Origin of the sequence: Winogradskyella eximia, assembly GCF_003386165.1 — a bacterium.
GTDB lineage: Bacteria > Bacteroidota > Bacteroidia > Flavobacteriales > Flavobacteriaceae > Winogradskyella > Winogradskyella eximia.
Map to the genome: position 1 here is coordinate 75,142 of NZ_QRDV01000008.1, position 13,399 is coordinate 88,540.

Consider the following 13,399-nt stretch of genomic DNA (forward strand, 5'->3'; position numbering starts at 1 on the left):
TGATTTATGCGCGAAGCGTCTTTCGTGAAGCAAAATAAGGAAAAATGGATTGGTTTTGAAAACGCATTAGATAATAATGTAAAAATAAATCCGGATGACTTAGCTTCTTACTACATACAGCTTACTAACGATTTGTCTTATGCTCAAACTTATTACCCTGAGAGTAAGACTTTATTGTACCTAAACTCGTTGGCTTCGCAAGCGCATCAAAAAATATATATTACCAAAAAAGAATCTAAAAACAAGATTGTTTCGTTTTGGAGAGACGAGTTTCCATTATTCTTTTATCAATATCAAAAAACACTACTCTACACCTTTCTAATTTTTATGTCTGCAGTAACTATTGGTGCGGTTTCTACTTTAAATGACGATTCGTTTATTCGTTTAATTTTAGGTGATGGTTATGTAAACATGACCTTAGAAAACATAGAAAAAGGCGAACCCATGGCTGTTTATAAAAGCGGAAGTAATATTGGATCGTTTTTAGGAATTACCATCAACAACATTAGAGTGGCTATTATCGCTTTTGCGTGTGGAGCGATTTTTAGCGTTGGTACAATTTACGTACTTTTTAGCAATGGCATAATGTTGGGTGCTTTTATTACGTTCTTTTACAATCACGGAATTTTAGAAAAAACCTCAACTGTTTGGTTACATGGTACTATTGAAATCTCAGTAATTGTAATTGCTGGTTGTGCAGGTTTAGTTATGGGAAATAGTTTTTTGTTTCCTAAAACCTATTCAAGACGTGTTGCTTTTATGAAAGGAGCCAAAGATGGATTAAAAATTGTAGTTAGTACTATTCCTTTCTTTATTATTGCTGGTTTTATTGAAGGTTTTATAACACGTTACGGTGAGCAAATGCCTTGGTTTATTGCTTACGGTATCATCTTTTTATCCTTATTTTTAATTGTATATTACTACATTATTTATCCGATAGCACTGAATAAAGCTAGTAAAACGAAGCTCATCCAGGTTTCATCTAAATCCCAAATTACGTGAACGAAAAGTATATTGAATTAAGAACAAGAAGTACGTTTGGAGATATTATTAACACTTATTTTTTATTTCTAAAGCATAATTTTAAAGCCTACACCAATTTATATTTAAGATATAATGCTATTAGTATTATTCTTACGTTGATTTCCTCATACCTTTTAGTCACTGGCTTTATGGGTTTGGCAAGTAGGGATTTTAGATTTGGAATGGGTTCTAATGTAGCAACTGAAAGTTACTTTATTGCAGGAGCGATAATCCTTTTCTTAATTATTTTCATCACTTCTTTAATCAACTTTAGTTTCTCAAGTGCTTACATAGCAGATTATGTGAAAAATGAAGGTGAAGTTGAATCTAAACGCATCTGGAAAAGTATTACGAGTAACCTAGGCACTATTATCGTTTTCATCCTAATAGGTGGTCTTATTGTAGTCGCTTATTTTATAATCTCAATGGTTTTAGCGTTTATTCCTTTTCTAGGCATGCTAGCTCAATATGGTTTAAACTTTACTTTAACTGCCGTTTTTGGGTTGACCTTTATGTCTATATTCTCAACAAATAAAAGTGTTGGTGAAGCACTTTCTGAAGGCGTTAATTTTACAACATCTAATTTTTGGCGTATTGTATTATTCAGTTTGGTTATTGGCATTCTTAATTTTATGATTACGATGCTTGTTATTTCTATACCAAGTGTTATTATAGGAATTTATGTTTATTTTTCTGTAGAAAGTAATGTAGATTTATCCACAAGCGTCTTCGCAACCTTAGTATTTACCTTCGGTTTTGCCGCTTTTTTATTATCATTTATATACACACAAGCCTTGTCTCAAATTTCATATGGTATTTTGTATTACAATCTAAATGAAGTAAAATACAACTTGTTTCTCCAACAAAAAATCGATCAAATTGGTGTTAATGAGTAAGTCTCAACTCAAACATATCAACACATTTTTAATGACAACATTCGGTTCTGCCTTACTGTGGTCTCAAGATGTTGTTGTTAAAAGAGATTCCTCTGATTTAGATGTCACTTATTTTAAAGAAAACTTTAAAGAAAATTATTCCGATAGTGACTTTAATTATTCTATAAACGACACTGGAGGTATTAACCTTATGCAACGTGTTCTTAGAAAATTTTTCAATTGGCTAGGAGATGTTTTTGGCTTTGATATTGATTTTATTGACTATGAAACATTAGAATATATTGTTTACGGATTATTAGGTGTTATTGTGTTATACCTTTTAATTAAGTTCTTATTAGAAAACCCTGTAAGTTCTGTATTTAAAACCGAAAATAAAGACATTGAAGGTTTTAGTTATGTTGAAGAAAACATAGAGCAAATTGATTTTGAAAATTTAATTTCAAAAGCTTTAAAAGAAAAAAATTATAGATTAGCCACGCGTTACCTTTATTTAAAGTCGTTAAAATCGCTTGCCAACAAACAAATTATTGAATGGCATTATGAAAAAACAAATTCAGACTATTTAAATGAAATAAAGGATAGCCAACTCAAAACCTTATTTAAACGTGTATCTTATATATACGATTATGTTTGGTATGGCGAATTCCCAATAGACGAAGAAAGCTTTAATAAAAATAAAGCCGATTTTAATGACCTTATAAAAACAACTCAACATGGATAAGCGTTCTAAAATTGCGCTATACATCATTGGTGCTGTGATTGTTTTTATGATGATTGCAGAAATCACCAAACCCAAAGCACTAAACTGGCGAAATTCTTATTCTGCAGCAGATAAGATTCCATTAGGTTGTTACGTGTTATTTAATGAATTAGAAACCTTTTCTGAAGGAGACGTTTTGGTCTCTGAAAAATCGATATACGAATATCTTAAAACCGAAGAATTCTCTGAGCCGAAGTCCCTAATATTTGTTAATGACCGTATTAATTTTGGAAAAGAAGAATCTAAAACTTTAATGAAATTTGTAGAAGATGGGAATACTGTTTTTATTAGTAGTACCTATTTCTACGGTAATGTTTTAGACACTTTAAATGTTAGTGTACAACGACAATACACCAATATTTACAGAAAAGAGGCAGACAATAAATTTACAAGTCCGAGTTTACAAGCCAATAATAGAATTTATAAAGATGTTATTGAAAACAGTTTCTTTGAATCTATAGACACGCTTAGAACAACGGTTTTAGGAACTTTAACCACAAAAAACGAGGACGAGATTGAAGAAACGTATCCTAATTTAATTAAAGTAGAAGTTGGTGATAACAACGGTCAATTTATTCTGCACACCAATCCGTTTACTTTTACCAATTACCATCTTCTAGATGATAAAGAAGATTATGCTGCAACCGTTTTATCTTATATGCCCAAGCAACAAATAATTTGGGATAACAATTACAAAAGTGGTCGTAAAGTCATTACTAGTCCGTTGCGTTATATTTTAGATAACACAGCCTTAAAATGGGCTTTTTACATTAGTATGTTTGGCTTAATTCTGTTTGTGATATTTAGAGGTAAGCGTACACAACGTATTATTCCTGTGATTAAAAAATTAGATAATGCTACTGTAGATTTCACCAGAACTATTGGCGAATTATATTATCAGCATGGTGATTTCAGCAACATTATTGAAAAGAAAATTCAATACTTTTTAGAGTTTGTTAGAACAATTTATTACCTAGAAACCAATCAATTTAATTCAGGTTTTATTGATAAGCTTGCAGCAAAATCTAGCAATACAAAAGAAGACACAAAGACTTTAGTGGATTACATTGTCTTTTTAAAATCGAAAACAAATCATACTGAGCAAGAGCTCATAGAATTGAATAAAAAAATAGAACATTTTAAACGAACATAAGTTATTATGGAAGACCAAAATATACCATCATCCGAGCATTTGGATGATACAAATCGTACTGAAGAAAATAACGTAAACGAAACAAATCCTTCAAACGATATAAAGGAAGAGGTTACAGAACCAACTACTGAAGGTTTCCAAAGCCGAATTGATTTACAACCCTTACAAAATAGCGTTGAAGATATTAAGCGAGAAATTGCTAAGTTCATCGTTGGCCAGAATGAAATGATTGAGCTTTTAATTATTTCAATTTTAACTAATGGTCATTCACTAATTGAAGGTGTTCCTGGTGTTGCAAAAACAGTGACTGCAAAAATGCTAGCTAAAACTATGGCTGTAGATTTCAGCAGAATCCAATTCACACCAGATTTAATGCCAAGTGATATTTTGGGGACTTCGATTTTTAATGTTAAAAACAGTGAATTCGAATATAAAAAAGGGCCTATCTTCTCTAACATTGTGCTTATTGATGAGATTAACAGAGCACCAGCAAAAACGCAAGCTGCCTTATTTGAAGTTATGGCAGAACGTCAAATTACCATGGATGGCACGCGCTACGAAATGGAATTACCATTTTTAGTATTCGCTACACAAAACCCTATTGAGCAAGAAGGAACGTATCGTTTACCAGAGGCACAATTAGACCGTTTTCTTTTCAAAATAAATGTAGACTACCCTTCTTTAGAAGATGAAGTTCAGATTTTAGTAGATAATCATTCTCGTCAAGACAAAATGGATTTCAACGACATTAAAGCTGTATTGTCTGCAGAAGAGATTAAGAAATACCAAGACCTCATTAAACAAATTGTTGTTGAAGATAACCTCTTAAATTACATTGCTTCTATTGTTCATAATACCAGAACAAACGCTAATTTATATTTAGGTGCCTCACCAAGAGCTTCAATCGCCATTTTAAATGCCGCTAAAGCAAATGCTGCTATAAACGGTAGAGATTTTGTAACACCAGATGACATTAAACGTTGTACAAAGGCTATTTTGCAACACAGATTAGTATTAACACCAGAACGCGAAATGGAAGCCTTTACAGTAGATAAAGTTGTAGACCAAATTCTTGAAACTATAGAGATTCCTAGATAGTGAAGCGTTTCTTTAAACATACCTATTTAACCTTTCGGTTTTTTGTTGTTGCCATGATTTTGGTAGCACTGTTTATACTTGCCTACATTTATCCTGGTTTGTTAAGCATTGTTACTATTCTATTTTTTATTGCCATTGGCTTAGTTATTATTGATTTCATTCTGTTATTTAAACAAAAAGGGATTTCTGCATCACGAATTTTACCCGAAAAATTGAGTAATGGTGATGACAATCCTATTGAAATTACTCTTCAAAACGACTATAATTTTACTGCCGTTTTACAATTAATTGACGAAATGCCTTTTCAATATCAAAAGCGCGATTTTGAAATTAATACCCAACTTAGTAAACACAATAAAAAGAAAATCACCTATACCTTAAGACCTTTAGAACGTGGCGAATATTACTTTGGCAGCTTAAATATCTATGTTAACTCACCAATAGCGCTTGTTACCAGACGTTATGAGTTTGCTAAAGATGCGATGGTGCCTAATTACCCTTCGTTTTTACAATTACGAAAATATATGCTCTTGGCATTTTCAAACAAACTATTTGAATATGGTTTAAAGAAAATTCGACGTATTGGTCATACCATGGAATTTGAGCAGATAAAAGACTACGTCAATGGTGATGATATAAGAAACATTAACTGGAAAGCGACAGCCAAGCGAAGTCAATTGATGGTTAATCAGTTTCAAGATGAGCGTTCGCAACCAATTTATTCTGTTATTGATAAAGGTAGAGCTATGAAAATGCCTTTTGATGGTCTAAGTCTTTTAGATTATGCTATAAATGCGACTTTGGTAATTAGTAATGTTGCTCTAAAAAAGCAAGATAAAGCCGGAATGTTTACGTTTTCTCGAAAGGTTGAAAATAAAGTGGTTGCCGAAAGACGACCGTCTCAAATGAATAAAATCTTAGAAACCTTATACAATGTAAACACTGATTTTTCGGAATCTGATTTCTCTAGATTATATATAGATGTAAAACGAAGCCTTACACAACGTGGTCTGCTTCTACTCTATACTAATTTTGAAACTTTAGATGCATTACATCGTCAGTTACCATATTTAAAAGCGATTGCTAAGAATCACCTTTTGGTAGTTATCTTTTTTGAAAATACAGAATTACAGAAACTCACTAATGTTGAAGCTCATAACACTTTCGATATTTTTCAGAAGACGGTTGCAGAAAAGTTTATGTACGAAAAGAAATTGATTGTTAACGAACTTCAAAAACACGGTATTCAATCTATTTTAACAACACCAGAAAACTTGACAATCAATACAATTAATAAATATTTAGAGATTAAGGCACGTGGACTTCTTTAAAAAATATTCCTAATTGATTTTACAGTCATTTATGGTTAAAAAAACAATTCACCTAAATCACCACTAAAAACATCATTACCAATGATTTAAAACACAAAAAAGGATGTATAATTAAATACATCCTTTTTATTTGTTATCAGATTTGGGGAACTGATAACGGTAAATAGGTTAAGCTGAGACAAACATATAATAAATAAACATACCACACAAGAAAAATATGTTTTTTATCGTCTTTTTTTGCATTTTATCGTAAATATTGGTTTTAAGTCACTGATAATCAATAAAAGCATTTGGATGTGAAATTTAATAAAAAAGGTCTATTAAACTTTTAGTACTTTAACAAGTCTAATTAATAGCATATCAACATTAAAATTGATACAAATAGTAAATCATTTGATTAACGAGTCGGAATTTATAAAACGTTTACAAGACCCTAAGTCTAAAGAAGCTGCTTTTAGAGAATTATTACAACTCTATAAAGAGCGTCTGTATTGGCATATTCGTAAAATTGTATTAAACCATAACGATGCTGATGATGTACTTCAAAATACATTTATAAAAGTCCACCGTAGTATTGATAAGTTTAAAGGTGAAAGCAAATTATTTTCGTGGTTATATAGAATAGCAACCAATGAATCTATTACACTCCTTAACAAAAATGCAAAACGATTGCAAATTACAAACGAAGAGTATCAAGATAGAGCCATTAATAATTTAACAGCAGATGTTTATTTTGAAGGAGATGAGATTGCACTAAAATTACAAAAAGCCATTGCTACCTTACCCAAAAAGCAACAATTGGTATTTAATATGCGTTATTTTGAAGATATAAAATATAAAGATATGGCTGTAATATTAGATTTGAGCGAAGGTGCACTTAAATCATCATATCATATTGCTGCTAAAAAAATAGAAGCCTATTTAACTTCAGATTAAACCATTTAACAAATTTGAAGTCTTATTAGAGAACACAAGTTAAAAAGATTCCACTTTCAAGGGAACTAAAGATGAAAAAAGAAAATAACATTAAAAGTTCTGGTTTTAAAACACCTGATAATTATTTTGAATCCATTGACGATCAAATTCTTGAACGCCTAAATGACAAAGAAATAATCAGTGCTTCAGAAACTACTGGTTTTATGGTTCCAAAAGATTATTTTGATTCAGTTGAAACAACTATTTTAGAAAAATTAGAGTCTCAACCTGAAACACCAGTAATTGCTTTAAAATCTAGACGCACATTGTATTATGTTGCTGGTATAGCAGCAAGTTTTGTATTGCTTTTAAGTTTGTTTTTTAATAATGAAGATAAAATTAACATCAACGCTATTGATACAGCGAGTATTGAAAATTATTTATTTCAAGAAGATTATACAAACGACGATTTAGCGACTTTATTTATAACTGATAATATCTCAGAAGCAGATTTTATTGATATCACTATTTCAGATGATACTTTAAATGAATATTTAGAAAATGCAGATACTGAAGATTTTATTTTAGATTAAAGATTATGAAAACAATAACCTTATTTATCCTAACCCTATTTGTTTCGGCAAGCGTATTTGCACAGCGACCAGATAGAGAAAAAATTAAAGCATTAAAAATTGCTCATATTACTGAACAATTAGATTTAACTGAAACTGAAGCTCAAAAATTTTGGCCAATTTATAATGCTAATGAAGATGCTAAAAGTAAGCTAAGAGAAGCTTCTATGAACAGACGTAAAGAACAACCTATAGAAGAACTTACGGAAAGCGAAGCTAAGTCGTTATTGCTAGACATGGAAAAAACTGAAAAGCAAAAAGTGGCATTAGAATCTAAATTACTGAATCAATTGTTAGAAATTCTTCCGGCAAAGAAAATCATAAAACTCTATCAAGCTGAACGTTCTTTTAAGCAAAAAATGTTTGAAGAATATAAGAAAAGGCATGCTAATGAAAAGCGGAATTAAAATATTAAAAAAGGAAACCTAAAAAGTTTCCTTTTTTTTATTCTCTAAAAGTCAATTTACTAATTCTACCATTTCCTGCTGCATAAGCTACAGAATCATTTAAAAATCGAATGGTATAAAAGCCTTCATCACTTAAATGCGTCCAAGAGTCTCCTGAATCATTACTATAATCAATACCTTTAAAACCAATAGCAACTAGTTCTTTTCCATTGGAGTTAGGAATATATTGCACACAACTTCTATAACCAGGTCCTTTTCCATTAGCCACAATTTGCCAAGTTTTTCCACCATCACTAGTTCTTATCTTATTATTTAAAGTATCGTTTGGTTTGGTGTAATCTCCACCTATGGCGAATCCATTTTGTTCATCGTAAAAATCTAAAGAATATATGCCTGTAGTTGCTGTGCCTTGGATGATTGGTGTATCAAAAACTTCCCAAGTTTTTCCTTTGTTTGGTGAGTATAATATTCTGCTAGCTTTACCACCTGTAGCAACCCAAGTGTGATCTCCAACAATAGAAATATTAGTATCACTTGCAGCAAAAGCGGCTTCTCCTTCTCTAGTCTTGGGTAAATCCTCGCAAGATAGTTTTGTCCATGTATTTCCACCATCTCTTGTGATAATGATACTCATACAATTGTCTGTTGGATCTCCAATGGCAATGCCTTCTTGGTCATTCCAAAAATCCATGGAATCGTAGAAAACCTTTTCATTCACCTCCTCGTACACTAATTTTGGTTTATCAGACTTTCTATAAATCTTGTAAAGTCTTGCCGGATTAGCAATTGATATAATAAATAAATTACCTTCTACTTCTTTAATTGCCCTAAAATGAAGTGGCTTTTCTTCGTAGTTAAGTATGTGTTTAAAGTGATTTTTATTGCTACTAACATTTAACTCGCTGAGATTAATTTTAAACTCCTCATTTAATCCTCGCTTTCCAATATGATCGGAACTCCCATAATACAAATATTCATCATTAAAGTCTATAGCTCTAACACTTAATGTAGAATCGACAAAAATAGGTTCAATAATAACTTTAGTTACGTTTATTGATCTTTTATATTCTTCTTTACAAGAATTAAACATTATAAAACAAAGTACAACAACAAATAATCTCATATATAATAATTTTCCTTAAAAATAGAAAAGCTTTACGATATAACCGCAAAGCTTTTCAAATCATCAATAATCAATCAAATAAAAACTAGGTCATCACTCTAGCTTTCTTTTTTTAATGCTTTAATATCTACAATTAATTGTGCTATTGAAGCTCTGTTTAATCCGTTATAGATACCTCTAATATGTTTGTTCTTATCTATCAATAAAAAATTTTCGGTATGTAGAAAATCATCATCAGTTTTAACTTCTCCTAAATCACTTTCTACAAAATAATGGTCTCTTCCAAGAGTATAAATTTCACTTCGTTCGCCTGTTACTAAATGCCATTTATTATCTATTACATCATTTTTATTTGCATACGCTCGCAATACATTAACAGAATCCGTACTTGGCATCACCGAATGTGATAACAATAAGACGTCCTTGTCGTTTTTAAATTCTTCTTGCACTTTTGACATATTACCAGTCATTTTAGGACAAATACCTGGACATGTTGTAAAAAAGAAATCGGTTACATATATTTTATTTTCAAACGTACTTTGAGTAACTGCTTCTCCGAGTTGATTTGTTAATGAAAAATCCGGGATTTTATGAAACGCTTTTTCTTCTTCCGTATTTGGTGTTAACCAATGTGGTGTAAAAGAGTCATCGTTGTAATACGGCAAATACTCAACTCTACTGTTTTCAACAACTTTAATAGTTTCCTTTTTTACATCCTCCTTACAACTTGTAAAAACAAACAGTATTATAATATATAGGTATTTCATAACATTATTTTTTTCTAATAACAACTTCATCTTCTAATCTAACACATGAATTTGCTCTTCTCATACCAAAAATCCTCCCATTCTTGGCTTCATAATTAACATATAATTTGCCATTGGCTAACCAAGCTTTTTGAAAACCATCTTCTTTGCCATCAACAAAATTTCTTAATTTAAATAGTTGCCCATTTGAAAACCATTTTTTTTCAACTCCTTGTTTTACACCATTCTCGTAAAAAGATTCACCAGATAAAACACCATTTTCCCACCAAGTTTTATAAACACCTACTAACCTATTATTTTTATAGTAAGATACTAATTGAAGGATTTCATTTTTAGTCCAACGTCTAGCAACACCTTCTCTTCTACCATTGTAAAAACCCCATTTTTCTTCCAAAACTCCATTGGGATGATACTTTAAAGAATAACCATTATACGGTTTATCCTTATAATACCAAATGCCTTTATTTCCATTAAGAACCAATTCTTCTTTTAACACCTCAACATTATCTATAATGATAAATTGCTCTTCTGCAGCCACAGTGCTTACACTTTTAAGCGATGAAGTTTCTTTACAACCAGTTGTTAATAATACAATTAGTGCTAAAAAAAGGATTGGTTTCATATTTTTCAAATTTTAGTATCCTTGAAATGGTCCAGCAAAAAGAACATAGGCAGGTGCATAAGCATAATTACCTGCAGGATACACTTCATTAATAATATGATAATGATATTCTTCTGCGCCATCTGTATACTGTGTCGTAGATGTGTGACCACCTGAAGCATCTAAATCTGTAGGATTTGTTCCTGTTGAACTACATTGTCTTCCATAAATGAAGACACCATCGAGTAATATACCTACCAAACTATCATCATCGCTAGTAATTGGTGTAGGCTCTAAGTGATAGTGATACACACCTGGACCTTTGTGAGCTCCTGCCCAATCTAAACTTCCAGCAGCTTGATCTAAATCTCCCATACCTTCTTGATCATTAAATATAGACGCTCCACTAACTGCTATACCAATTGTATTTAATTGTGTAGTAACAGTAGCACCTGTTAAGTCTGGCGTGGCATCAACTGTAAAACTTGCTGCTTCACCTTGCCCACCACCAATATAGGTGTCTTGAGTTGTTTTTGTAACACCTGGCTCATCTATATAAAGCGCATTATCTGTTTCCCAATAAATTGATGTATGGTTTGGAAAACCTGTTGTTTCAATATAAACTTCAGTACCATCATCGGATAAAATAGCGGTGACCGCATCTGAATTAAACGCTGCAAATGCGGCATGCAATTCTGTTACTCCAACATCGTCGTCGTCACCATTACCTCCATCACTTACAGAATCATCACTACTGCAAGCAAATAGTGCAAAAGCAAAAATTGTAATGTAGGTTAAAGGTTTAAAATAGATTTTCATAGTTTTAGTGTTTTAAGGTTATTTAATATTTAGATGCCTTAACAGAAATAAACTTGTGCAGGCTTTTCTTTTTAGTATTTATTTAACAAAAAAAGCTTCAAACAAAAACACTACAAACTGATTAAAATCGCTTTACAAAAACGAATAATTCTTGTTTCTTATTATGGAATTATAAAGTGCCACTTTAAAAGGTTCTCGATTGTTATTCTGAATTATAGTTTCTTCCGCTGACTCCAAAGAAAGACTCCAAAAACACAAAAAGCGACTACAATTAAGCCTGTTATAACGCGATTCCCTCCATTCCTTTCTGATATAGGCTGTAATACAGCTACAGGTGAATCTGGTGATGTAATGAATTTTAAATGCTCTTTTGAAACAAGTATATCGTGATAATTTTCCTGATCTTTATACACATTAAACATCACTGCATTTTTAACGGTATCAAAAGCATTTCCTTCAAATAAAAAGATAAATGCATTGGCATGTGCATGCTCATTATGCGTTACCTCTTCTACAGCTATTAATTTTAAAATAGAGTCATCATTTCTCAATTCAAAATTAGTTTTAACGTAATCAAAAAAAGCTGTATCAAAATCCGCTTTACTTTTTGAATGTTCTAATTCTGGATAGGCTTCTAGAAGTGCATTTCTAATACTCCAAGGAAATTCAGCTCTTACTTCAACCAAATTATCTTTTTGTTGAATATTAAAAAAGGCTTTGTTGGCATCGTGAGCAAATCCTACACCTGAAAAAGCAAAAAAAAGTAATACTATGCAACTAGAAAATTTCATCTAGTTGTTTCCTATTTTAAAATCATTAGATGGTGTTCCTTTAAAGAATCTTGGAATACTAGGATATTCATCAGTTATAACATAGTAATACGTTCCTGATGGATATTCTGGAGTGACTCCTGTTCTACCATTGGCTTCATCTAAAGTGCCAAGCCCTGAAACATATTCGTAATCATTAGAATAAACACCATTGTAATCTCCGCAAGGAGCTGTAACTCCATCTCCTCCTCTATTGCCCGACTTTAATTGGTAACTTGAAGACATTACAATAACAGAAGAGTTATTATTTGATGCATCCGAATACGCATATTTATAATAAATAGGAAAACCATCTGCAGCATAGCCAATTAATGTCATAGCATTTGTTGGTACATTTAATGATTCTAAAAATAATATTGGAGAACCATGGTAATGGTATTTACCTGTTGGTTGTACATGAGCACTATTACAATCTAAACCTAAGTTAACATTTAAAGCCTCTAAATTCCACTCCCAATTTACGTTTGGACTCATAGCTCCTTCATGAGGAAAAGGTTCTGCAGCAACAGGATCTAATTCTACACCATTTAGTAAAACACCAAATGAATATTGCGGTCCTGCATTTGGCCCTATTCCTGTTGTTGACAACAATGCCGTGAGAACATTCGCTTCCGTTGGATTAATTGTAATGGTATAAATTTCATTTTGCTCAGAAATGGCATTAGGATTTAATGAACCAGGTCCCATACCAAAGGTTCCAACAAGATGTTCAGGTATACTATTTGAAGTAATTATTCTATTTGTTCCTGAAATAGTTTGGTTATATGAATTAGTAAAAGCTAATGTTTGATTACAAGCACCTCTTGAATCATCTAAAACTTGGTCTGACTCACAACCCGAATCATCAGTATCTGAATTATTGGAGACATAACCATTTGGTTGTTCGCAAGCCTCAATGCTAACATCTGGATTTCCCAAATTATCCTCATCAAAATCCTGGTACCAAGTTAATTCTGTACATGCGCTATCGTCATTGTTTGAACACGCTACGAATACTGCCAATATAATTACCAGTAATAATTTTATTATGTTTTTCATTAATTC

15 protein-coding genes are annotated in these 13,399 nt (G+C 31.7%); 9 read left to right on the plus strand and 6 right to left on the minus strand.

What is annotated here, in order from left to right; all coding sequences use genetic code 11:
• Positions 1 to 6: 6 nt before the first annotated feature.
• From DFQ10_RS15245 to DFQ10_RS15285, 9 genes are all read left to right on the plus strand, one after another.
• On the plus strand, positions 7 to 1,002 hold the full coding sequence (locus DFQ10_RS15245) for a stage II sporulation protein M (protein WP_115818305.1): 996 nt from the start codon (positions 7 to 9) through the stop codon (positions 1,000 to 1,002).
• Positions 999 to 1,919 (plus strand): hypothetical protein, encoded by a 921-nt coding sequence (locus DFQ10_RS15250; protein ID WP_115818306.1) that lies wholly within the window; start codon positions 999 to 1,001, stop codon positions 1,917 to 1,919. Before DFQ10_RS15245 ends, DFQ10_RS15250 begins: the two co-directional genes overlap by 4 nt.
• Entirely contained in the window at positions 1,912 to 2,640 is a 729-nt protein-coding gene (locus tag DFQ10_RS15255) for a hypothetical protein (protein ID WP_115818307.1), read from the plus strand. Before DFQ10_RS15250 ends, DFQ10_RS15255 begins: the two co-directional genes overlap by 8 nt.
• On the plus strand, positions 2,633 to 3,832 hold the full coding sequence (locus tag DFQ10_RS15260) for a DUF4350 domain-containing protein (protein ID WP_115818308.1): 1,200 nt from the start codon (positions 2,633 to 2,635) through the stop codon (positions 3,830 to 3,832). Before DFQ10_RS15255 ends, DFQ10_RS15260 begins: the two co-directional genes overlap by 8 nt.
• Before the next feature lie 6 nt (positions 3,833 to 3,838).
• The gene (locus tag DFQ10_RS15265) at positions 3,839 to 4,930 is read left to right on the plus strand and encodes an AAA family ATPase (protein WP_115818309.1); all 1,092 of its coding nucleotides are present in this window, start codon (positions 3,839 to 3,841) and stop codon (positions 4,928 to 4,930) included.
• A complete protein-coding gene (locus DFQ10_RS15270) occupies positions 4,930 to 6,261 on the plus strand; it encodes a DUF58 domain-containing protein (protein WP_115818310.1) in 1,332 nt (443 codons plus the stop codon). The genes DFQ10_RS15265 and DFQ10_RS15270 overlap by 1 nt, the downstream gene beginning before the upstream one ends.
• A 393-nt stretch (positions 6,262 to 6,654) precedes the next feature.
• Positions 6,655 to 7,197, plus strand: coding sequence for an RNA polymerase sigma factor (locus DFQ10_RS15275; protein ID WP_115818454.1), 543 nt, complete (start codon positions 6,655 to 6,657; stop codon positions 7,195 to 7,197).
• A gap of 71 nt (positions 7,198 to 7,268) precedes the next feature.
• Positions 7,269 to 7,769, plus strand: coding sequence for a hypothetical protein (locus DFQ10_RS15280; RefSeq protein ID WP_115818311.1), 501 nt, complete (start codon positions 7,269 to 7,271; stop codon positions 7,767 to 7,769).
• A gap of 5 nt (positions 7,770 to 7,774) precedes the next feature.
• Positions 7,775 to 8,215 (plus strand): sensor of ECF-type sigma factor, encoded by a 441-nt coding sequence (locus DFQ10_RS15285; RefSeq protein WP_115818312.1) that lies wholly within the window; start codon positions 7,775 to 7,777, stop codon positions 8,213 to 8,215.
• A 37-nt stretch (positions 8,216 to 8,252) separates the two neighbouring features.
• On the opposite strand, the gene DFQ10_RS15290 is transcribed toward DFQ10_RS15285, so the two are convergent.
• The 6 genes from DFQ10_RS15290 to DFQ10_RS15315 form a co-directional block, all read right to left on the minus strand.
• Positions 8,253 to 9,338 (minus strand): WD40/YVTN/BNR-like repeat-containing protein, encoded by a 1,086-nt coding sequence (locus DFQ10_RS15290; protein ID WP_115818313.1) that lies wholly within the window; start codon positions 9,336 to 9,338, stop codon positions 8,253 to 8,255.
• 98 nt (positions 9,339 to 9,436) lie between these two features.
• Entirely contained in the window at positions 9,437 to 10,105 is a 669-nt protein-coding gene (locus DFQ10_RS15295; RefSeq protein WP_220352487.1) for an SCO family protein, read from the minus strand.
• A 4-nt stretch (positions 10,106 to 10,109) separates the two neighbouring features.
• Positions 10,110 to 10,727: a toxin-antitoxin system YwqK family antitoxin gene (locus DFQ10_RS15300; protein WP_115818315.1), complete on the minus strand. Its 618-nt coding sequence runs from the start codon at positions 10,725 to 10,727 to the stop codon at positions 10,110 to 10,112.
• A 12-nt stretch (positions 10,728 to 10,739) separates the two neighbouring features.
• Entirely contained in the window at positions 10,740 to 11,525 is a 786-nt protein-coding gene (locus tag DFQ10_RS15305) for a YHYH protein (protein ID WP_115818316.1), read from the minus strand.
• Positions 11,526 to 11,737: 212 nt separating this feature from the next.
• Positions 11,738 to 12,316, minus strand: a complete 579-nt coding sequence (locus DFQ10_RS15310; RefSeq protein WP_115818317.1) for a hypothetical protein — start codon at positions 12,314 to 12,316, stop codon at positions 11,738 to 11,740.
• A complete protein-coding gene (locus DFQ10_RS15315) occupies positions 12,317 to 13,393 on the minus strand; it encodes a YHYH protein (RefSeq protein WP_115818318.1) in 1,077 nt (358 codons plus the stop codon).
• Positions 13,394 to 13,399 lie beyond the last annotated feature (6 nt).

Excerpts from the sequence above, each read along its gene's own strand:
- DFQ10_RS15300 (WP_115818315.1), bottom strand. The coding sequence starts at position 10,727 with ATGAAACCAATCCTTTTTTTAGCACTAATTGTATTATTAACAACTGGT.
- DFQ10_RS15305 (WP_115818316.1), bottom strand. The coding sequence starts at position 11,525 with ATGAAAATCTATTTTAAACCTTTAACCTACATTACAATTTTTGCTTTT.
- DFQ10_RS15280 (WP_115818311.1), top strand. The coding sequence starts at position 7,269 with ATGAAAAAAGAAAATAACATTAAAAGTTCTGGTTTTAAAACACCTGAT.
- DFQ10_RS15245 (WP_115818305.1), top strand. The coding sequence starts at position 7 with ATGCGCGAAGCGTCTTTCGTGAAGCAAAATAAGGAAAAATGGATTGGT.
- DFQ10_RS15255 (WP_115818307.1), top strand. The coding sequence starts at position 1,912 with ATGAGTAAGTCTCAACTCAAACATATCAACACATTTTTAATGACAACA.
- DFQ10_RS15260 (WP_115818308.1), top strand. The coding sequence starts at position 2,633 with ATGGATAAGCGTTCTAAAATTGCGCTATACATCATTGGTGCTGTGATT.
- DFQ10_RS15295 (WP_220352487.1), bottom strand. The coding sequence starts at position 10,105 with ATGAAATACCTATATATTATAATACTGTTTGTTTTTACAAGTTGTAAG.
- DFQ10_RS15285 (WP_115818312.1), top strand. The coding sequence starts at position 7,775 with ATGAAAACAATAACCTTATTTATCCTAACCCTATTTGTTTCGGCAAGC.
- DFQ10_RS15315 (WP_115818318.1), bottom strand. The coding sequence starts at position 13,393 with ATGAAAAACATAATAAAATTATTACTGGTAATTATATTGGCAGTATTC.
- DFQ10_RS15265 (WP_115818309.1), top strand. The coding sequence starts at position 3,839 with ATGGAAGACCAAAATATACCATCATCCGAGCATTTGGATGATACAAAT.
- DFQ10_RS15290 (WP_115818313.1), bottom strand. The coding sequence starts at position 9,338 with ATGAGATTATTTGTTGTTGTACTTTGTTTTATAATGTTTAATTCTTGT.
- DFQ10_RS15310 (WP_115818317.1), bottom strand. The coding sequence starts at position 12,316 with ATGAAATTTTCTAGTTGCATAGTATTACTTTTTTTTGCTTTTTCAGGT.